Consider the following 20252-nt stretch of genomic DNA (forward strand, 5'->3'; position numbering starts at 1 on the left):
AAGATAAGGAGGTTTTCAAATGGATACAGAAAAACAAAGAAGTTTTATCATTCACTTTCTGTATTATAGTCTACTGATACTAACCATTTTTGTTTTTTTTCGTTATATTATCTATGCGATTATGCCTTTCCTTATTGGATTTATAATCGCTTTTCTTTTACGCCCTCTCATTGTAAAACTATCCAAACATGGTCATGAACGCTTTTTCTCATTGGTTGTCATTCTCTTATTCTATATGATTCTTGCGCTTACATTATCGTGGCTTTTAATGAAAGGGTTCTTTTATATCCGACAGTGGATGACTACCCTTCCTCAACTGTATGAACAATACATGGAACCTTATCTTCATACCTCTCTTGTATCCACACAGAACACCTGGAAAAACATTGATGGAAACACTGCACAAATCTTCACAGCAATTGCGCAAAGCCTACAAAATTCCCTATCCTCTTTTATTATGAACATATCCAAGTCTATTTTAAATAGTTTAACTTCCATTATGACCTCTATTCCGAAAATCGCCGTTTCTTTCTTCTTTGCAATTCTTTCCTCTTTCTTTTTTAATTCCGATTACACTAATATGTTAAAGTTTTTAAAACGCATCCTTCCTATAAAAGTTCAATCCACGCTACTAGAAACTCAACAATTTCTACGTACTACATGTTGGCAGTTAAGCATTGCATATTGTAAACTCATGGCTATCACCTTTGTACAATTATGCGTCGGATTATATGTTCTTGGAGTTGATCATATTCTTTGGATTGCGATTGGTACAACTTTATTTGATATCGTGCCAATTCTTGGAACAGGTGGAATTATGATTCCTTGGTCCATTATTATGTATCTAAATAGCCAACCAAAACTAGCCCTTGGTTTAATTATTCTACAACTCATCATTGCCTTAACTCGCAATATATTAGAACCAAAAATCATCGGTAAACAATTAGGATTACACCCCTTAATCATGTTGATATGCATGTATTTAGGGATCAAATTATTCGGTGTTTTAGGTCTTATTACGCTTCCTTTACTTGTGCTAATTTTTACAAATAAAAACCGTCTACAATCTTCCTAGACGGGTACTTATATATCCAATAATCAACTAATCGCAACTTCCATTGTGTTCATCAAAATACTGTTCTACAAAGGAGATAAGCTTCATTCCATCTTTAAAGTCCTTACTTTTTATAATATTTGCGATATAATCATCTCCAGATTGATTCACGATGCGGTGTTCCTCATCCATATCCACTTGATAGGAATACGTATTGTTATTGATAGAACAACTCATGTACGCAGATGTGGTAAGGGTTTGTTTTGTGCTTTTTGGACCAATGGAAAATAAGAAGATACTAATACAATTGATGAAGATACACACAACTATTAAAACTCCTATAAATTTCAAGATTTTAATTACTATTCCAGCAAGTTTTTCTGTATTACTTACCTTTTCTACAATCACATCACGTATGTCATTTCCAACAAGTTCATCCAGGCTGATATGAAATAGTTGTGATAGTTCCTTTGCCTGTGCAAGATCGGGTGATGTAATGTTATTTTCCCAATTCGAAATTGTTTGTCGACTTACATTCAATTTTTCTGCCATATCTTCTTGAGAATAATGTGCATTTTTTCGAAGCTTTAAAAGTTTTTCTCCTATACTCATATTGACTACCTCCATATGTCCTTATTGTAAATGTAGTGATGAATTTACGCTATCAAAATCGTTTGTAAGTTTCGCAAATTTAGTTAACATTATACAGATTAAATGAAAAAAGACAATAAAAAGAGGAAAAACAGTAATTCTGTAGTTCCTCTTATTACATATAACATTATCAATCTTGATCAATTTCAGATTCGATAATTCTCTTCGAATCTTTTTCAATTTCACATTGAAATTCTTTCGTACCTACATAGAATTTTATATCATATGTAGCTACGCCATGATCACTATCATTTTCAACTCTTACATTTTGAATATCTGCTTTCGCAATTGAAAAGTGATCCGCTGCAAGTTGAACATAGGTCCATTGTTCTTCACTGATGGATTGCATAGTGGCGCTACTGTTCACATCTGTCTTCGTTTGTTTACGTTGTTTGGATTCTTTACTTATGATTTTACCATTTCCCGCATGAATATCATATTCATATGACATCGTATCGCTTTGAAACTCAAAGGTATACTCATTGTCATCTTTATCAAATGCTTGTTTGTTAAAGTTTACTTCATTTGCATTAACACCAGCATCTTTCAGTGCAACGTCCATCGCCTCTTGTTTACTGATAGGTTCTGCTTTACTACATGCAAATAAAGTAGTCATCGCAAGTATCGATAGTAATACCATTCGCATAGTTTTCATATACATCCTCCTTCGAAATTAAACGATTTTTTCAAATACGGAAGCGTCCTGATGACAGATTGGACAAATGAAATCGGCAGGTAGTGGATCACCTTCATAAATATATCCACAAACACTACACTTCCATCCAACTTTTTTCTCAGGGGTTGTTTCTTGATAACTTGGAGCGTTCTTTGGAGTAAGACCATTTTTTACTTGATGATAATACGCATATGTCATTACTTCTTCATTGCTGAGTATTTCTGCTTCTTCTAACTCACCTACAAATAAAATATGAGTGTCTAAATCTAAACTACCACTAACTTTTACACTAACGCGTGCCGCTACATGTTCTGTTAAATATGGAACGCCTGCTTCATCACGTAAAAATGCTAATTGATCAAATTTTTGAGTATCACGACTCGTGTGAAATCCAAATGTTCCTATGACTTCCATGTCTACACCTTGAGTCAATACAACTGCACTAAATCGTCCAGACTCCTGTATCACTTTTGCTGTATCATTATTTTTATTTAATGCGATAGATAAACGATTAGGTGAATTGGTCACTTGAGCAAGTGTATTCGCAACACAACCTGCATCATGTCCATTATGTGAACTACTAACGATATACAAACCATAACTCAACTTAAACAAAGCTTTTTCATCCATAATACTCCTCCTTTTTAAGAATAGTTCTTATTTACACATTCATTATGCACCTTTTTCTATTGTATGTCTATAAAGATGCTCTATTCATCTATTTTATTGGTAATGTTATGTTGATATGAAAAGTGTTATACTATGGGAAAGGAGTGATTTTATGTTAAAAGAAATATATGAGCGACAAAGTATTCGAAAATATAGCAAGCAAGAAGTAGAAGAGGAAAAATTATTAGAAGTGTTACGTGCTGGTATGAATGCCCCAACTGCTAGAAATGCGCAGAGTTGGAGATTTATGGTGGTACATAATCGTAAAGCATTACAAGATATGGTTGACTTACAACCTTATATGGCCTTCATGAAAGATGCACCATGTGCCATTTTAGTTATGGGAGATATACAAACTACAACCGATCAAGGGTACTTATATTTAGATGGAGCTGCCGCCATTCAAAACATGTTGATAGAAGCAGTTCATCAAGGTCTTTCTACTTGTTGGTGTGGCATTGCGCCATTACAAGATCGCATCAAACTTTTCCAAGAATACTATAAATTGGAGGAAAATCTTGTTCCTATTGCACTTGTTGCGATTGGGTATGGTGATGAGACAAAAGAAAAAGTGGATCGCTTTGATCCACAAAAAATATCATATTTCAAATAGTGCACAATTGCACTATTTTTTTAATAATGGGTCGATTGTATTCTTATTGATATCTTTTAATACTTTACAGCTATTATCAAATTTTGCTTGATCTACATCATTTAATTCTAATTTTATAATTTCTCGAATTCCTTTGCGATTGATAACTGCTGGAACACCGATATATAAATCTTCTTGTCCATACTCCCCATTTTGATATGCAGAGACTGTCAAAATGACATTTTCATCATTGAAGATAGCTTGAACCAAACGATTCAAAGATAGCCCGATTCCATAATACGTAGATTTTTTACGTTTCACAATTTCATACCCTGCTTGTTGAACTTGTGTATAAATGTCGTGAAGATCACACAGATTTTTTCCTTTTTCATCTAACAATTCCAAAAGATTTTTACATCCCACATAACTTTGTGTCCAAGGTACGAAGCTGCTATCTCCATGTTCTCCCATAATATATGCATGAATATTGCTAGTACTAACGTCTAAATATTCACCCATCATATAACGTAAACGTGCGGTATCTAAAAGTGTCCCTGATCCTATGATACGCTCTTTTGGTAAACCAGATACTTGTTGTGCAACATAAGTCATACCATCCACTGGATTGCTCGCAATCACAATGATACCATCAAACCCTGACGCCATAATTTGTTCTGTTACGCTTTTTATAATAACTGTATCACGTGCAGTTAAATCTAAACGAGTTTCATCTGGACGTTGTGTAACACCTGCTGTAATTACGACGATACCTGCATCACTACATTCTTCATAACCTCCAGCTTTAATACTTAGTTTTCCATGTGCATAAGGAAGTCCATGTTGTAAATCCATTGCCTCACCAATTGCTTTTTCACTGTCCACATCGATCAAAACCAATTCATCAATACCACCTGTATTTAAAAAACTGTAGGCCATACTCATACCAACAAATCCTGTACCTACTAGTACTACTTTTCTTTTTTCATTCATACCTTAACCTCCTCTTCTTAGTCTGTATATCATTTTACAAGATATACCTACTCTTATACATGTTGAGTATAGCATATGCAGTCTAAAAAGAAAAAGATAATGACTTCCACATTTCTTTGCAAAAAGTGACCAAAAAAAAGACAAGATCGAGTCTTGTCTATATATCAATACATAATAATTATATAGCGCTTTGTATTTCTTCAAATGTTTGTGCGTTCATTAATAATTGTGACACTTGTTGTAGTTGTTCTATGGTTAAGGTTGATAACCATGAAGATGCATCTACATTAAACTTAGTTTGGATGAGTTGATTCAAAAGCTTATTATAACCTTCTACTTTTCCTATTTCCTCTCCTATTTTTAGTCCTTTTTCCTCTCCTATTTTTATTCCTTCATCATAGTATCCTTGTTGAATAGCTTTTTGTTGTGCTTCTGCCATCTGGATTTGTTCTGCGAGTGTCCATATTTGTTCATTATCGCTCATTCGTTCATGTTTTTCCATAAGCTTTCTCACCACGCTTTCCTTTGTCTTTATTATATCATCGTCTTCATTGTTTTTAAAGAGATAACACATTTGTTCGAAAGCTGTTAATTCCTCCGTCTTTTTTTTCTTTACAATGTCGTTTATCACTGGTAAATGTATGTACGTTCTATGTATTAAGGCATGTGTACTTTCTTCCTTTCCTTCTTCATTTCTCATTTGATACTTCATAATCAGTTTCCCTTTATCTTCAGAATAGTTATCCATAAAGATAATTTGATACACTGGTTTCAAATCTAAATAATCCTCTCCTTCTTTTAGTTGTTTCTCTAACATCTTTGCGCCATAATACTCAAATCGATTCGTTAGATTTGTAAGTAATCCTTCAACTTGCATCTCCATGTCATATTCATTTCCATGGATGTCTTTTACGTGCACATCCAATATGATTTTCTTACCTGCAAGTGCTTCTGGATCCATTTCAGGGTTTACCACAATACTATCTACTGGGTCAATCCCTGTAATCTCCTTAATCATAAAGTGACGAATCATTTTGGAATCTTCATCTTGTGAAGATAGGGCGAATTTGAAGAACACATCATTTTTATAGCTCACTTTTGTTACATCTTTTGTAGCCATATATATCATCTCCTTTTTTGTTCTTACACTTTACCTATACGAGATGAATTTTAAAATTCCTAAAAAATCAACAAACTTTATACTTAATTCTCAATACTTAACATATTGGATAGAAAAAAGGACTGCTATGCAGTCTAAAGTGGTAAATCTTTTTTTTGAAAAGCAATAATTCCAATCGAGTAAAGACATATTCCAATACCAATCATATACATAAATGAATTCATATATCCACTTCCCTCAATTATTTTTTGTGTATCAAACAAGGTATTTAAAGTAAAATACTTCAACATATTCAAATCATCTGATAGCTTGATAAATAAAGAAATAACAAAAAATGCAATCGGAATACCCGCGCCAAGCGTTAAGGAACCCTTAGAAGTATTGAATATGCATGAACAACAAAAACAAATAGAGCTGATGACAAAATGATACAGAAAACATCCCATATTCATCATTAGAAAAGTGTCTGTATCTAATGCGCCTTTTTGAAATATATCCGCAGCTAGATAACCAATGAATGATGCAGTTCCCCACATTACCATTAGAGATATAACAAAGTAAAAAGCTGATGTAAGCGTAATTTTTCTACGCGTCAATGGCGTCGATAACAAACAAGCCATACTGCCACGATCAACTTTCTCTGCAATCAAACGATTTCCTACCATAATCGAATATACCATTGGAAATACAATAGCCATTAATGCATAAAAGGAATTCGACATAAAACTTATAAGTGTGCCATTATTACCAAAGATATGACCTAACGCCGTACCCTTCGTCACAACCTTTAAATCTTCCACTGTGCTTGGTGTAAACACATAGCACATAACAACCAAAAATACACATAATATAAAAGTAAACGCACATAAAAACTTGAGATTGGATTTTATGGTTTGTCTTAATAGAGGAAAACTAATCATGATGTTCACCTCCATAAAACTGCATGAAATAATCTTCTAAATTGTGTTTTATTTCTTTTAAATATTTCAAATGAAAAGCAGATAAGGTACGTAATAATTCATTGATGCTCGCATCGTTTACATGTACAATCATTTGCAGTTTATCTTGTAGAACATCAGTTTTTTCGAATGGAAGCTCACACATCAACGCAAATTCTTCTTGTTTGAAGAACTCTATCTTATATGATTTCTTTCGACTATGACGTAATTCATCCGCATTTTTTTCTTCTATGATCCTTCCATCTTTGATAATACCAACTCTTGTACAAGTCCTTTCTACCTCATCAAACATATGAGAAGACATCAAAATTGTAGTGCCTTTCTTTTTTTCTTGTTCAATAAGTTCTACAAATCGATTTTGCATTAATGGATCCAATCCGCTCGTTGGTTCATCTAGAATTAACAAGGATGGTTCATGCATAAATGCAGTCACAATCCCTACTTTCTGTTTCATTCCTTTTGACATACGTTTCAAGGAAACACTTGTATCAAGTTCAAACAGTTGGATAATTTCATCTGCACGATTCATAGATTTCATATGACGAAGTTTCGCAATCATTTTAATATATGCACTTGCCTTCATATCATTTGGAAAGGCTATTTCTCCTGGCAAGTATCCTACACTATTTTGTATTTCTTTTTGTTTACTCCAACAATTCTTACGTCGTATGGTAACACTTCCTTGATCTGCTTTGATAAATCCCATAAGATGTCGTATAGTAGTTGTTTTTCCTGCACCATTAGGTCCTAGGTATCCATATACTTCTCCCTTATGAATCTGCATAGAAATATTAAAGATTCCCTTACCGTGTCCGTAATCTTTTGTAACATGATCTAGCTTAATGACACTCATACACAACCCTCCAAACTTCTAACAGTTATTTCTTATGCTCATTATAAAATTCTTTTAACTCGTCTTTTATATTTTGAGGTAAATCTTTTTTCTTAATTCCTTGTATCGCCGCCTCTAAAGAATATAAACGATGAATACAAGCACTCTCATCAATTTGTTGAATCTTAAGCCATGCTTGCTTAGCGCCTACATCTTTTAAGTCTTCTCCTGACAAAATACCTACCTCATACAATTGATCTACAATAAATGGTCCTAAATTTGGCAAACTCCTTAATTCACTCATAACGTCCTCCTTTGTGTTATCTTATAAAGTATATGAATAGTATAGCACAAAATAGTTTAGAATCTAAAAAGCTTATGTTATGAGTTGTATTTTATAAGTAGTATTTATAAAGCAATACAAAAATGGGTGTAAAAAGAAGTTGCCATGGCAACTTCCTAATAGTTACATAAATAAATCTCTTATAAATCATCCACAAGGGCACTAGACTTCGCATATGCACTAGAACGTGCTTCAAAGAAGTCTGTTTTGATAAGATTGGCATTGGCATACATAGAAACCCATTCCATAGATTTTGGTTCATTTTCAAATCCTTCATATAAAACACCAAATCCTAAAGAGGTGCTTCTTAGATTTCCCAGGTAATGTATATAATCGGAAATCATCTCCATAGTAAGTCCTTCCATATCATTCCCTAAAACATATTCACCCCACTTGATTTCCTCTTCAACACCTTGACGTAACATATCTTTATAAGTCTCGATTAATTCATCACGAAATAGTCTAGGCTCTTCTTTTTGTAGTTCTAAAATCATTGAGCGAAATAACCAAAGATGAGTATTTTCATCACGGTTGATATAACGTATTTCTTGGACAGATCCAGGCATTTTCCCCATTCTTCCAAGGTTATAAAAGAACATAAATCCAGAATAGAAATAAATTCCCTCTAAGATATAATTCGCCATAATTGTTTTCATAAGATGTTCACCATCTCGGTGTTCTTGAAAATCATTATATAAATCTCCAATAAACTTATTACGTTTTAGTAAGTGTTCATCATCTTTCCATTGATATAAAATATCGTTTCTTTCTTGAGGTGAACAAATGGAATCTAACATGTAGCTGTAACTTTGTGAATGCACAGCCTCTTGAAAAGCTTGTATCGTTAAACATAGATTCACTTCATTCGCTGTAATATAATCTCCTACATTGGGAAGATTGGCTGTCTGTATGGAATCCAAAAAGATAAGAAAAGATAACGTTTTATCATAAGCGCTTTTCTCTTTCGAGGATAGCTTTCGATAATCCTTTACATCCTGGTTTAAGTTGATTTCTTCTGGAATCCAGAAATTGTTCATTGCTTGACGATACCAATCAGAAACCCACGTATATTTCATATTATTAAAATCATTTAGATTGGTTGTGTTTCCATTGATCATCATTCGTTTATTTACTTCTATATCTCCAAGTTCATTAAACAAGGGTTTCTTCCTTAATTGTTCTTTCATAGGTTCTCCTTCTAGGATGCACATGATTCGCATTCTTCTACTTCTAGTGATTTACTTCGTACATAATATATTGTCTTTACTCCATATTCCCATGCATGAATATACAATGTGAGCACTTGGCGTAATGTAAACTCATTGGTGATATATAGGTTTAGGGATTGTGCTTGATCAATATGACGTTGACGAATACCTGCAGCCTTTACAATCCATTCTTGATCAATGAGATGTGCATTCTTATATAACCAAAATGTTTGCGCATCTAAATCAGGCGCAACACGAGCAATCATACTTCCCTTTTTCTCTTCTAAATAATATTTGTTCATGATCGGGTCAACACCCGCAGTTGTCCCAGCAATAATAGAAGTTGAACTTGTTGGCGCAACTGCCATTAAGTACGCATTACGCATTCCTTGTTCATGCACTCTTTCTTTTAAGTCTAACCACTGTGCACTATCATATCCACGTTTTTCAAAGTAGTTTCCATTTTCCCAATCACTTCCTGAAAATACGCTATAACTTCCTTTTTCTTTTGCTAGAAGACTGCTTGCTTCAATTGTAAAGTAATTGATCTTTTCAAACAATTGATCTACAAAGTGAAGATGTTCTTCACTTTCAAAACGTAAATTTTGTTTTACTAGCATATGGTGATATCCACTCACGCCTAATCCTATAGGACGATATTTACGATTCGTAATCTTCGCATATTCAAGTGGATAATAATTTAAATCGATAACATTATCTAAAGCTCTTACCACAACACGTATTACATGTTGAAGTTCCTCTTCATTCGACACATCGATATTTCCAAGGGTCAAGGAAGCCAAATTACATACAACGAATTCTCCTGCTTTGCTTTTCTCCACAATGATGGTTTCCCCTTGTACTTCTACAACTTCTTTTTCCAAAAGTTCAAACGGTTTCATGTTTTGTGCGATTTCTGTACACAGATTACTACAATAGATCATTCCTTCGTGTCCATTTGGATTCATACGGTTCACATGATCACGATGAAAGGTAAATGGAGTACCTGTTTCTACTGCGGACTTCAAAATCAATCTTACGATATCTTTTAAACTCATTTCTCGTTTGGAAATACGACTGTCTTGTACACATTCAAAATATTTTTCTTCCCACTCTTCACCATAACTATCTTCCAAGTGGTATCCTTTTATCTTCGCAATTTCATGAGGGCACATAAAATACCATGAGGCATTGATATCTTCTTTTACCATTTTCCAAAATAAATCTGGATAACAAACAGCTGGGAAAACATCATGTGCTTTCATACGATCATCACCATTGTTTGTGCGCAGATTTAAAAACTCTGGTAAATCTTTATGCCATGCATCTAGATACACTGCAACTGCCCCTTGACGAACGCCTAATTGATCAACCGCTGTGGCAGTATCATTCACAAGTTTAATCCAACGTATAACGCCTCCTGCAGCTCCCTCAAAGCCTCGAATATCACTACCATTCGCACGAACCTTTCCAAAATATAGACCCATTCCTCCTCCATACTTCGAAACTTGCGCAAAGTTTTCTATACTCTTATAAATATTCATTAAAGTATCATCTACCGTATCAATAAAACAAGAAGATAACTGATGATATGGTTTACGAGCGTTTGACATGGTAGGTGTAGCCATAGTCACTTTTAAAGTACTCAAAATGTCATAGATTTCTTTTGCCCATTTCACACGATCTTTTTCAGGTAATGCTAAATGCATCGCAATCCCCATAAACATTTCTTGTGGCGTTTCTAAAATTTCATGTTGATGTGTCGTAATCAAATAACGCTTCAAGATTAAATCAAGTCCACTAAAGGTAAACAGATAATCTCTTTCATCTTTGACATATCGTCCCAATTCTTCAATCTCGCCCTCTTGATAAGCATTGGTAATATATTCCCCATAATATCCTTCTTTTGTTAGGTATTGTAACTTTTCTAAGAATGAATGGATGGCATGGTGTTGCATACGTGCATCAATCTCATTATGAATTTGATACGATAAAAAACAAGAGGCGATGTATTCCCACTTAGGGGCTTCTTTACGAATCAATTCTACACAAGCTTTAATTAACATTGATAAACGTTCTTCTCCGTTCATATCATCCTTTAAAAATGTTTGTAGTTTCATCAACAAGTCTTTCATAGAATATGCATCTTCAGGATATTCTTTTTGTACGCGTAAAAGGATTGGTAAAATTCCATCATCCTTCACAGCTTTTACAAACTCCTGTAATATCCCTCTATTCTCACTACGTTTTTGACGATATAAAATATAACTCTTTGCCTCTTTATAATACTGATGTGACATCAGTGTCTCTTCTACTTTATCTTGAATACGCTCTACACCAACATGCTCTACATCAGCCATTACAATCGTGCTTATTTCTTTTGTGATTGCATCTAATGTAGATTCTTCAATGGATGTAGATGTACTAAAAAAAGCTCTTCTAATCGCTTCCTTTATCTTACCTTCATCAAAATTTTGAATAGAACCATCTCGTTTTATTATTTCCATATGCATACCTTCCTTATGTTAACTAGTATATAGAGAAATGTTATTTTTACGCAACTCTTTTGCCCAATCTCCAAAATTAAAAAATATACCCTTTTAAACACATTGAAACCAATACCCGCCTTCTAAAATAATGCCCTGCAATTTCTTTGGTTATCATCATTTCAAAGGAAGGAAATTCATGGTAAAATACACCTAAGAGGTGAATACTATGAACTTACGTTATGGCATTATAACTTGCGCTACAATCACAGATCGCTTCATGCATGCGGTTTTAGAATATGGAGATACATTAGTTGCGATTGCCTCAAGAAGTCTTGAGAAAGCACAAGAGAAAGCACAAGCATATGGTATCAAAGCCTATGGTAGTTATGAAGAATTATATAAAGATGAACATATTGATGTTGTTTATATCGCCAGCAACAACGCAACACATGTACAAGAGATAAAACAAGCACTTCATCATGGATTGCATGTGATTTGTGAAAAACCCATTGCCTTATCCAAAGAACAAGCAAATGAAGTGTTTGAACTTGCGAAAGAAAAGGGCTTGTTTCTCATGGAAGCGCAGAAAAGTGTCTTCCTTCCTGTCATGCAAGAAATCAAACAACACATACAAGCACAAACATTTGGACACCTTCATCAAGTAGAAATGAGTTGTTCCTTTCCAAATACTTCTTCCCCTTGGATGCATGATCCCACACAGGGTGGTGTAGTGTATGGAAGTGCAAATTATACTCTTGAACTATTAGATTATGTATTAGAACCAAAAACCACTACAATACAAGCAAGTGGATTGTTTGAAAGCACACAAACATGTGAGCGTGTAAGTATGAACATCGTGATGGATGATACCTTAATCAATAGTCGTATTTCTATGAATGGAGATACCTTACATCATGCAATTTTTTATTTTGACCAAGGTTATATACATGTGCCTTCTTATTGGAAAGCAAGAGAGTATACCATACACACACAACAACAAACAACTACCATCCAACACCCTGTGGATTATGAAATGATTTACGAGGTAGCACATATTCATGAATGTATAGAAAAAGGACTTTTAGAAAGTCCTATCATGAGCGCAAAACGTAGTATTACCTGTTGTACATTAGTTGATGAAATTAACATCCAAATTAGAAAATCATAATCCTTATAAACAAATGTCAAACATAAGAAAGCCATCGTAAAGGTGGCTTTCTTATGAAATATATTAACAAGAATGCTTCTTTTTCCCTAAGTCTTTACAAAAATCCTTTGTCTTGCAATATGGACATTCCAATTGGAACTCATCAAACGCATGAATTTCAAAGATGATTTTTGTCCATCTTGGATGGAATTCTTTATGACAGTGTCTACATAAAAAAGTATGTTTACAAAGTCTCTTCCCTTTTAGTATCCCTACAAGAATAAGCAAAAGTATAATGATGAAACAAATTCGTAATCCTTCCATTTCCTCCACCTTCCTTTAACGCATGATGAAATAAATAACACTCAACCAAATGGCTAGAATTGGAATCGCAAAATACCATTTTTTTGGTTTCCCATTTTTCCACATTCCTTTCGCTTCTTCACGGAATTCCTCAAACAAATCTTTTGGAATCCACTTCAAGGTCCATAGGATCAAAGCTGGTAGGATAATAATATCATCAAAATACCCAAGAAAGGGAATAAAGTCTGGGATGATATCAATGGGAGATAGTGCATATGCCACTGTAACTGCCGCAAAGATTTTTGCGATACGAGGTGTCTTATTACTTTTTAAGCATAGAAACAGAGCTGGAATATCAACTTTTAACTGTTTAGCTCTTTCTTTTATATTCATATAAGTTCCTCTTACATTAGACTCGCTATATTTTATTTGTATCCATACATATACTTATTGTGTAGTTTATTGTACCGCAAAATCAAGTTGTACAAGTTTCTTTCCATTGGGTAGAGGTTGATGAGTTTCTTTTATGAAGTCGTATCCGATTGCTTGTAATGCTTCTATCAAAGGAAGTTCCTCCATTTGATGATGAATTTTATTAAGATTATCAAATGCACGTAGATATGGAGAATCTGATATCCAACCATCTTCTTCATTCATTTGTATAATACAGGATACAACCTGTGGTTGTACTTGTTGCACCACCTTCTGGAAAGCTTCATATCCAATATATTCAATCAATAAATTCGCAATCAGTAACTCTGCTTGAGGAAGTGTATTCGCTTCTTTCAAGAGGTCTACTGCTAGACAACATAGTACATCTTTGAGATGCACATATCTGCTCTCTACTTCTTTCAAATAGGCTTTGTTAATATCCACTCCATACACTTTGGTATACTGTTGTGGATTGATGTGTATAAGACCATTTCCACCCGCAATACCAAGAATCATGACAGAGTGAACGAGGTATGCAGAGAATTGCCCCTTCATCATTTCATTCATGGTTTGTAGCTGGAAAACAGAATCCAACTTCATATGATTTTCATAATCTGAAAGTGGTATTTCTTCCCAAGGATTCTTCATACTATTCTCCCTTATTTCTAGTTCCTTCTTCTATCTTTTGTATGGTATCTTCTCGTATGACTTCTCTAAGAGCTGTTAGATAGCTTGAAAAGGAAACTTTATCATTTGCGTATGTTTTGTTTAATTCATATTCATGTGGAATCCACGTTGATAAGTCCGATGCATTGTGTTGAATTACGGCCTCTAACCCATCGATTGCTTTATAGATTTTTGCTTCTATAGTCACTTGTTGTTCCATTTCTTCATAAAGTGAAATCATTTCTTTACTATAGTCACCTGGAAGTGAATGTACCCACGCATATAGTTTTTCTTTCTCTATTTCTTCATGCTTCTCTGTCTTTTCAAACGTAGGAATATCTCCTGTAAATGCTTCACCTAAATCATGAAGAATGCACATGACCATTACTTTATTCATATCTACTTCTGGAAATTCATCCTTCATAAAGTATGCCATTAAAGACATCATCCAACTATGTTCCGCAACGCTCTCACGTCTTCCCTTAGATGTATAACAATGTCTTGTAGTATCTTTTAATCGTTCACTAATTTGTACGATATCTAATAAATCTCTTGGTTTCATTATGGGTTCCTCTCTTTCCTAAAACTTTCACATTGGTTTTAAATTTTTATTCAATCTCTCCACAATCCAAGAGAAACGTTTTTGTTTTCCTTCTGCAGTTTTCGCATCTTTATATGCTTTCGCATAAGTTTTCTTTACGGAAGGAGACATCGCTATAAAATTGGTATATGCTGGCTCTATACCCTGTAGTTCACTCAGAAGTAAGTCAATATCCTCATTCTCTATTACAATGGTATGATTCACATCCCATTGACCATTTTCTTTTGCTTCTTGTATTTTAACTCTACCAAAATCACTCATACTTCCATTCTTTTCAAGCTCCATAACAAGTTTCTTATTCTTCTCAGACCATTTACTATTTTTTCTACGCAAAGAAAAGTATTTTACATAACCTGTTTCATCTAAGCTTTTCATTTGTCCATCAATCCAACCAAAACAAAGTGCTTCTTCCAATGCTTCACTTGCTTTTAACGTTGAAGATTTCTTAGCTTTATCAAAGTATAACCATACTCCTTCACTAGATAAACAATGTTCCATTAACCAATCACGAAACTCTTTACGAGTTTCAAACTTCCTATAATCGTTCATACATACCCTTCCTTTTCCTATCCATGCATTATGAATAACTTAAAGTTTGTATATCGAATGTTTCTTCTTTTGGTAAACGCAATACCCAAAGTGTAACCTCTACCTTCTTCGATAAATAATCAAAGGTAAATGATTTTTGTTTGAGCTCTTTAACTTGATAAGAAATTTTGGAAATCGTTCCATCTAGGATACCACATACATACTTATAATCTGTAGTTTTATCTTCACTATAATGGAACACGTCACCACTTATAAGTGCCTCATACCAAATTCTTTTCCCATCGCTTTCTTTATATGTCAAAGACACATGATGTTCATGGGTAGAAGAAGATAGGAAGCCTTTCTCATCACGATATCGTTGATCCAACAACAAAGCTTCGCTGCCTTCTTTTGTCTTTGCGATACTTAATCCAATTTGAGCATCATCAAACTCAATATAACCTAAGATATCTTCAATCGAAGTATAGGTATCTGTGTTTTCTAAATAATCATCCATAAATTCCATATACGATACATCCATACTGCATCCTGTTAACATTAGCAAACTACATAATATACATAGAATTTTTTTCATTTGATAGACCTTCCTTTATCTATTATGTATTCTAGTCTAAATTCTTAAAATATTGCGTACCCTTTAAAAACTTTTTGTTCGCTTTAGTTGGACTAGATATTCACTTGTATCTTCTTCCAACTTCTTTTCTTTCGTTACGTGAAATCCGTGTCTTTTATAAAAAGATATAGCTCTTATATTCTTTTCTAGTGCCCATAATTGATTGGCACTTAATTCATCTATCGCATATGTGATCAATTGAGCTCCATATCTTTTACCTTGAAAAAAAGGATCCACATAGAGTTTGCATAGTTCTCTATCCTGCATTTGTAAAAAGCCTCTAATGATTCCATCATCCAGTACATATAAGTTTTCCAATATGTCTTCTTTGGTAAAGTAGTTATCTACCAAAGGTATTACTTGTAATTCATCAAAGGAAAAAGATTCATCTTGAAATATAGGAAAATAATTCATTCTATTATTGAAGACAAATATTTCTGCGATTCTACATACATCTTCTTTGTTTGCTTTTCTAATACTCATGAGCGAACTCCTCTCTGTACTTATGTTCTATATTATTGTTGTTCGTTTGTTATTGGTGAAAAGAATTTTCCTTTATAGAAGTTTTCATTATCTAGTTTTGTTGCGGTTAATCGAAACATCACACAGCCATCTGGACAAACAAAAACTTTGCTGTATTTACTATCACCACCAATATTTTCTAGATCTCCACCACTTCTTACCGCTTCCATAATCGGATACAATATCATCATCACTTTTGAACAAATTCCTTGCCCATCTTTATTGACTGGACAACCAAAACCACATGTGTAGGTATCTCCAATTTCTTCACCATTCCTACAATATCGTTCTGTACTATCGCCTTGTAAAAACCCAATCACTTCTATTTTAAATTCATATTCTTCATCATACCATTTTTTCATATATACCCCTCACTATCTTTCATTATGGTAATTATACTGCATACTAACACTTAGGTAAATGCTATCATAAAACAAAAAAAGAATCTGCTCTATCCTATACAAGAAAGAGCGGATTCCTTTATTTTAAGATACTTCTGATTTTAAGTTCATAAGGTGTATTTTTCAATAACCCTTGTGCTTCTCTAAGATATTCTTTCATCTTCTTTTTCTGATCACCATTACCATATTGAAGACCTAACATATACAAGAACATTCCACGATTTGGACCAGTGCATTCAGGATCTTTTAAAGCTTCTTCCATTTCATCAATGTATGCAACTGATTTCTCAAGACATACATCATACATAACTTGGCTTTCTTTAAAATAATCTTCTCCGAATTTACGGATTCTTTCTAATAATGTTTTTGCTTTTCTTTTGTTCTCATCTTCAAGATAATAGTAGAAACATTTCATTACGATATCAATTTCTTGTTGTTTGTTCATACGCATGTTTAACATCAAGTCAAATTGTTCTTCTACTTTCTCTTTTTCTCCCTGCATAACCAAACCATTCATACGCATGTATTCACGATTAAATGCTGGAAAGTAAAATTTACAAACAGTAGAATCAATCATTTTGAAATAATCTTCGAAATCTGCTTTCTTTAAATCTTCTAAAAGTCGTTTCATCATTTTATTCTTGATAATTTTGGATGTTAACGCACAAACAACCGTTGAAACTACAACAACAATAATGATGATAATAGTTGAACTATCCATAATGCACCTCATTTTTTTCTAACATTCTTATTGTACTATACTTCGTTTTATTTTTCATCTAAATTCGTACATTTTTAACGAAATTTCTTTAAACGAAGGGCATTGGATACAACACTTACAGAAGATAATGCCATGGCAGCTCCTGCAAATACAGGAGATAATAATGGACCTCCAAATATATGCAGGATACCCGCTGCAATAGGAATACCTAAAACATTGTAGAAAAATGCCCAAAATAGGTTTTGATGAATGTTACGAATAACTGCTTTTGATAAACGTATCGCAGTTTCTACACCAGCAACATCATCTTTCATCAATACAATATCAGCACTCTCGATTGCCACATCACTTCCACTACCAATCGCAATCCCTACTTCACTTTGACTTAGCGCAACCGCATCATTAATTCCATCTCCAACCATCGCAACTTTATGACCTAAAGCTTGAAGTTTTTTTATCTCTTCACCCTTTTGATCTGGTAACACCTGCGCAATAACTTGATCAATTCCTGCTTGTTTCGCAATCGCTTCCGCTGCAATCTTATGATCTCCTGTAATCATATACACCTGTTTTCCACTTTGTTTTAAGCGTGTCATAACTTGTGCAACATTATCTTTTATACGATCGGCAATCGCAAGGATACCAATCACTTCTTGAGCATAACTTACCCATACAACACTTTTTCCATCTTTTAAATAGGCTATTTCATGTTCTTCAAATGCCTTGGTATCAAGATTGTTTTCTTCCATATATCTACGACTTCCTACCATAAGCTGTTTTCCTTGATAAGTAGCAAATAAACCTCTTCCATTTAAAGTTTGAATATCTTCTATTTGTGAATACTCAATATTTTCTTCTTCCACCTTGTGCAAAATTGCTTGTGCTAATGGATGTTTACTTCCTTGTTCTAGAAGAGCCGCATAACGCAAAACCTCTTCTTCACTTTGTAATGTAAAGATATCTGTTACAACTGGTTTTCCAATGGTAATCGTTCCTGTTTTATCAAATACGACTACATCGACACTGCTCGCTACTTCTAAAGCTTCTCCACTTTTCATAAAGATACCTGATTGCGCTGCTTTTCCACTTCCCACCATAATCGCAGTTGGAGTCGCAAGACCCAAAGCGCATGGACAGGCAATCACCATAACACTTACAAATACACTTAATGAGAATGCAAAGTCTTTTGTGGCGATATACCATGCCACAAAGGCAAGAAAGGCAATTCCCATAACAGTAGGTACAAAATATAAAGAAATACGATCTGCAATACGAGCAATTGGTGCTTTCTTTGCCTGTGCATCTTCTACAAGGGCAATGATCTTAGAAAGTGTTGTTTCTTCTTGCGTTGTTGTACACTCCATAAGAAGTCTTCCATCGATGTTTATCGTTCCTTGAATCAGCGTATCATTAACGTTCTTTTTCACTGGCATACTTTCCCCTGTTAACATACTTTCATCTACATTCGAACTTCCTTCTACTAGAATTCCATCCACAGGAATATGTTCTCCAGGTTTTACAACAAATACATCATGTACAACGACTTCATCAATCGATATTTCAATCTCTTTTCCATCTCTATATAACGTTGCGGTATTTGGACGTAACTGTAACAACGCCGAGATAGCACTCGTACTTTTCTTCTTTGAAAGTTCTTCTAAATGCTTTCCAAATTGTACCAGCGCAACGACAACACCCGCCGATTCAAAATATAACGCATGTACAGCATGTACATCTCCTTGTAAAATCATAACCAAAGAATACAAGGAATATAGATAAGCACTTCCAGTTCCCAAGGCAACCAAAGTGTCCATGTTGGGAGCTTTATGAAACAGAGCCTTCATTCCACGTACAAAGAAATGATTTCCCGAAATTAGAATAAGCGTCGCAAGAACGAATTGAATTCCTGCAAAATTAAGTGGATGCGTCTTATAATGAATGATATCTGGCAAAGGAAGTTCGATACTTCCCAACATATGCGACATTCCTATATACAATAAGACAGCCGCAATTGCTAAGGTTATATAAATACGTAAAGATTCATAACTTTTACGTTCGATTACTTCTTTTTGTTCTAGTTTAATTTCTCCATGATAACCACTTCGCTCTATCGCTTCTACTATCTCGCGTTGCTTGATTCGTTTTTTATCATAGCGAACACTTGCTTGATTTAAGAGAGGATCTACTTGTGCTTGCTCAATTCCATCTAGACTTTGTAGTGCTTTTTCAATAGTGATGGCACAAGTGGCACACGTCATACCTTGAATGGATATACGAACATCTTCAAAGGCTTCTTGATCCAACAAGGTAAATCCTGCTTTATCTAGAGCTTGTTTCCAGTTTTCAAACTGGTAATCATCGTACGTAATATTCACAGTATGCACTAAAAGATTGACACTTGCCTCCACAACTTCTTCACGTTTCTTTAAAATGCGTTCAATACTAGAAGCACATGAGGCACACATCATACCCTCTACTTGAAACGTTTGACTCTTTCTTTCACTTGCACATTCCATTTGAAATCCAGCCTTTTCAACAGCTTGTATTGCCTGTTCTTCATCATACTCATTCGTTGTTTGTATGTGCACTTCTTCTTTTAATAAGTTGACACTAGCTTCCTCAATAAAGGGAAGCTTCTTTAAAACTCTTTCTACACTTGCGGCACACGCTGCACAGTGCATTCCTTTTATGTTATATTTTCTCTTCATAATTTA

General features: G+C 34.2%; 23 protein-coding genes. 3 read left to right on the forward strand and 20 right to left on the reverse strand.

Going from position 1 to position 20252, the window contains the following annotated elements:
• The first annotated feature begins 19 nt into the window (after positions 1-19).
• Positions 20-1075, forward strand: coding sequence for a sporulation integral membrane protein YtvI (gene ytvI, locus ACWG42_RS04275; RefSeq protein ID WP_455790311.1), 1056 nt, complete (start codon positions 20-22; stop codon positions 1073-1075).
• 27 nt (positions 1076-1102) lie between these two features.
• On the opposite strand, the gene ACWG42_RS04280 is transcribed toward ytvI, so the two are convergent.
• From ACWG42_RS04280 to ACWG42_RS04290, 3 genes are all read right to left on the reverse strand, one after another.
• Positions 1103-1666, reverse strand: coding sequence for a helix-turn-helix transcriptional regulator (locus ACWG42_RS04280; protein WP_455790313.1), 564 nt, complete (start codon positions 1664-1666; stop codon positions 1103-1105).
• A 169-nt stretch (positions 1667-1835) separates the two neighbouring features.
• Entirely contained in the window at positions 1836-2360 is a 525-nt protein-coding gene (locus tag ACWG42_RS04285; protein ID WP_455790314.1) for a PepSY domain-containing protein, read from the reverse strand.
• An 18-nt stretch (positions 2361-2378) separates the two neighbouring features.
• Complete coding sequence (locus ACWG42_RS04290; RefSeq protein WP_455790316.1) at positions 2379-3011, reverse strand: flavin reductase; 633 nt, start codon at positions 3009-3011, stop codon at positions 2379-2381.
• A gap of 151 nt (positions 3012-3162) precedes the next feature.
• On the opposite strand from ACWG42_RS04290, the gene ACWG42_RS04295 reads away from it, so the two are divergent.
• On the forward strand, positions 3163-3663 hold the full coding sequence (locus ACWG42_RS04295) for a nitroreductase family protein (protein ID WP_455790317.1): 501 nt from the start codon (positions 3163-3165) through the stop codon (positions 3661-3663).
• A 12-nt stretch (positions 3664-3675) separates the two neighbouring features.
• Here ACWG42_RS04295 and ACWG42_RS04300 read toward each other — a convergent pair whose 3' ends face one another.
• The 7 genes from ACWG42_RS04300 to ACWG42_RS04330 form a co-directional block, all read right to left on the reverse strand.
• Positions 3676-4632 carry an L-lactate dehydrogenase gene (locus tag ACWG42_RS04300; protein WP_455790319.1) on the reverse strand — a complete coding sequence of 319 codons (957 nt, stop codon included), beginning with the start codon at positions 4630-4632 and terminating at the stop codon, positions 3676-3678.
• A 178-nt stretch (positions 4633-4810) separates the two neighbouring features.
• Positions 4811-5752, reverse strand: a complete 942-nt coding sequence (locus ACWG42_RS04305; RefSeq protein WP_455790320.1) for an Rpn family recombination-promoting nuclease/putative transposase — start codon at positions 5750-5752, stop codon at positions 4811-4813.
• Between the two features lie 134 nt (positions 5753-5886).
• Entirely contained in the window at positions 5887-6672 is a 786-nt protein-coding gene (locus ACWG42_RS04310; RefSeq protein ID WP_455790321.1) for an ABC transporter permease subunit, read from the reverse strand.
• Positions 6665-7564 (reverse strand): ABC transporter ATP-binding protein, encoded by a 900-nt coding sequence (locus ACWG42_RS04315; protein WP_455790322.1) that lies wholly within the window; start codon positions 7562-7564, stop codon positions 6665-6667. The genes ACWG42_RS04310 and ACWG42_RS04315 overlap by 8 nt, the downstream gene beginning before the upstream one ends.
• 25 nt (positions 7565-7589) lie before the next feature.
• On the reverse strand, positions 7590-7847 hold the full coding sequence (locus tag ACWG42_RS04320) for a TfoX/Sxy family protein (protein ID WP_455790323.1): 258 nt from the start codon (positions 7845-7847) through the stop codon (positions 7590-7592).
• 179 nt (positions 7848-8026) lie between these two features.
• Positions 8027-9073, reverse strand: coding sequence for a ribonucleotide-diphosphate reductase subunit beta (locus tag ACWG42_RS04325; protein ID WP_455790324.1), 1047 nt, complete (start codon positions 9071-9073; stop codon positions 8027-8029).
• A gap of 11 nt (positions 9074-9084) precedes the next feature.
• Positions 9085-11601, reverse strand: a complete 2517-nt coding sequence (locus ACWG42_RS04330; RefSeq protein ID WP_455790325.1) for a ribonucleoside-diphosphate reductase subunit alpha — start codon at positions 11599-11601, stop codon at positions 9085-9087.
• 208 nt (positions 11602-11809) lie between these two features.
• Between ACWG42_RS04330 and ACWG42_RS04335 the strand changes: the two genes are divergently transcribed.
• Positions 11810-12751, forward strand: coding sequence for a Gfo/Idh/MocA family protein (locus ACWG42_RS04335; protein WP_455790327.1), 942 nt, complete (start codon positions 11810-11812; stop codon positions 12749-12751).
• 63 nt (positions 12752-12814) lie between these two features.
• Here ACWG42_RS04335 and ACWG42_RS04340 read toward each other — a convergent pair whose 3' ends face one another.
• From ACWG42_RS04340 to ACWG42_RS04385, 10 genes are all read right to left on the reverse strand, one after another.
• Positions 12815-13054 (reverse strand): hypothetical protein, encoded by a 240-nt coding sequence (locus ACWG42_RS04340; RefSeq protein WP_455790329.1) that lies wholly within the window; start codon positions 13052-13054, stop codon positions 12815-12817.
• Between the two features lie 15 nt (positions 13055-13069).
• Positions 13070-13426 (reverse strand): YkvA family protein, encoded by a 357-nt coding sequence (locus ACWG42_RS04345; protein ID WP_455790331.1) that lies wholly within the window; start codon positions 13424-13426, stop codon positions 13070-13072.
• Positions 13427-13492: 66 nt separating this feature from the next.
• On the reverse strand, positions 13493-14113 hold the full coding sequence (locus ACWG42_RS04350) for a hypothetical protein (protein WP_455790333.1): 621 nt from the start codon (positions 14111-14113) through the stop codon (positions 13493-13495).
• Position 14114: 1 nt separating this feature from the next.
• A complete protein-coding gene (locus ACWG42_RS04355; protein WP_455790335.1) occupies positions 14115-14693 on the reverse strand; it encodes an HD domain-containing protein in 579 nt (192 codons plus the stop codon).
• Positions 14694-14720: 27 nt separating this feature from the next.
• Positions 14721-15281 (reverse strand): YdeI/OmpD-associated family protein, encoded by a 561-nt coding sequence (locus ACWG42_RS04360; protein ID WP_455790337.1) that lies wholly within the window; start codon positions 15279-15281, stop codon positions 14721-14723.
• A 28-nt stretch (positions 15282-15309) separates the two neighbouring features.
• A complete protein-coding gene (locus ACWG42_RS04365) occupies positions 15310-15855 on the reverse strand; it encodes a membrane lipoprotein lipid attachment site-containing protein (protein WP_455790339.1) in 546 nt (181 codons plus the stop codon).
• A gap of 63 nt (positions 15856-15918) precedes the next feature.
• Positions 15919-16377, reverse strand: coding sequence for an N-acetyltransferase family protein (locus tag ACWG42_RS04370; protein WP_455790341.1), 459 nt, complete (start codon positions 16375-16377; stop codon positions 15919-15921).
• A 32-nt stretch (positions 16378-16409) separates the two neighbouring features.
• Positions 16410-16778: a TIGR04076 family protein gene (locus ACWG42_RS04375; protein WP_455790343.1), complete on the reverse strand. Its 369-nt coding sequence runs from the start codon at positions 16776-16778 to the stop codon at positions 16410-16412.
• A gap of 118 nt (positions 16779-16896) precedes the next feature.
• Entirely contained in the window at positions 16897-17538 is a 642-nt protein-coding gene (locus ACWG42_RS04380; protein ID WP_455790344.1) for a hypothetical protein, read from the reverse strand.
• Positions 17539-17612: 74 nt separating this feature from the next.
• On the reverse strand, positions 17613-20246 hold the full coding sequence (locus tag ACWG42_RS04385) for a heavy metal translocating P-type ATPase (protein ID WP_455790346.1): 2634 nt from the start codon (positions 20244-20246) through the stop codon (positions 17613-17615).
• Positions 20247-20252 lie beyond the last annotated feature (6 nt).

It is taken from the genome of Amedibacillus sp. YH-ame10, from assembly GCF_053848885.1.

Bases quoted from the DNA above. Each gene is read 5' to 3' on its own strand.
- ytvI (WP_455790311.1), top strand. From the start codon at position 20: ATGGATACAGAAAAACAAAGAAGTTTTATCATTCACTTTCTGTATTAT.
- ACWG42_RS04280 (WP_455790313.1), bottom strand. From the start codon at position 1,666: ATGAGTATAGGAGAAAAACTTTTAAAGCTTCGAAAAAATGCACATTAT.
- ACWG42_RS04285 (WP_455790314.1), bottom strand. From the start codon at position 2,360: ATGAAAACTATGCGAATGGTATTACTATCGATACTTGCGATGACTACT.
- ACWG42_RS04290 (WP_455790316.1), bottom strand. From the start codon at position 3,011: ATGGATGAAAAAGCTTTGTTTAAGTTGAGTTATGGTTTGTATATCGTT.
- ACWG42_RS04295 (WP_455790317.1), top strand. From the start codon at position 3,163: ATGTTAAAAGAAATATATGAGCGACAAAGTATTCGAAAATATAGCAAG.
- ACWG42_RS04300 (WP_455790319.1), bottom strand. From the start codon at position 4,632: ATGAATGAAAAAAGAAAAGTAGTACTAGTAGGTACAGGATTTGTTGGT.
- ACWG42_RS04305 (WP_455790320.1), bottom strand. From the start codon at position 5,752: ATGGCTACAAAAGATGTAACAAAAGTGAGCTATAAAAATGATGTGTTC.
- ACWG42_RS04310 (WP_455790321.1), bottom strand. From the start codon at position 6,672: ATGATTAGTTTTCCTCTATTAAGACAAACCATAAAATCCAATCTCAAG.
- ACWG42_RS04315 (WP_455790322.1), bottom strand. From the start codon at position 7,564: ATGAGTGTCATTAAGCTAGATCATGTTACAAAAGATTACGGACACGGT.
- ACWG42_RS04320 (WP_455790323.1), bottom strand. From the start codon at position 7,847: ATGAGTGAATTAAGGAGTTTGCCAAATTTAGGACCATTTATTGTAGAT.
- ACWG42_RS04325 (WP_455790324.1), bottom strand. From the start codon at position 9,073: ATGAAAGAACAATTAAGGAAGAAACCCTTGTTTAATGAACTTGGAGAT.
- ACWG42_RS04330 (WP_455790325.1), bottom strand. From the start codon at position 11,601: ATGGAAATAATAAAACGAGATGGTTCTATTCAAAATTTTGATGAAGGT.
- ACWG42_RS04335 (WP_455790327.1), top strand. From the start codon at position 11,810: ATGAACTTACGTTATGGCATTATAACTTGCGCTACAATCACAGATCGC.
- ACWG42_RS04340 (WP_455790329.1), bottom strand. From the start codon at position 13,054: ATGGAAGGATTACGAATTTGTTTCATCATTATACTTTTGCTTATTCTT.
- ACWG42_RS04345 (WP_455790331.1), bottom strand. From the start codon at position 13,426: ATGAATATAAAAGAAAGAGCTAAACAGTTAAAAGTTGATATTCCAGCT.
- ACWG42_RS04350 (WP_455790333.1), bottom strand. From the start codon at position 14,113: ATGAAGAATCCTTGGGAAGAAATACCACTTTCAGATTATGAAAATCAT.
- ACWG42_RS04355 (WP_455790335.1), bottom strand. From the start codon at position 14,693: ATGAAACCAAGAGATTTATTAGATATCGTACAAATTAGTGAACGATTA.
- ACWG42_RS04360 (WP_455790337.1), bottom strand. From the start codon at position 15,281: ATGAACGATTATAGGAAGTTTGAAACTCGTAAAGAGTTTCGTGATTGG.
- ACWG42_RS04365 (WP_455790339.1), bottom strand. From the start codon at position 15,855: ATGAAAAAAATTCTATGTATATTATGTAGTTTGCTAATGTTAACAGGA.
- ACWG42_RS04370 (WP_455790341.1), bottom strand. From the start codon at position 16,377: ATGAGTATTAGAAAAGCAAACAAAGAAGATGTATGTAGAATCGCAGAA.
- ACWG42_RS04375 (WP_455790343.1), bottom strand. From the start codon at position 16,778: ATGAAAAAATGGTATGATGAAGAATATGAATTTAAAATAGAAGTGATT.
- ACWG42_RS04380 (WP_455790344.1), bottom strand. From the start codon at position 17,538: ATGGATAGTTCAACTATTATCATCATTATTGTTGTTGTAGTTTCAACG.
- ACWG42_RS04385 (WP_455790346.1), bottom strand. From the start codon at position 20,246: ATGAAGAGAAAATATAACATAAAAGGAATGCACTGTGCAGCGTGTGCC.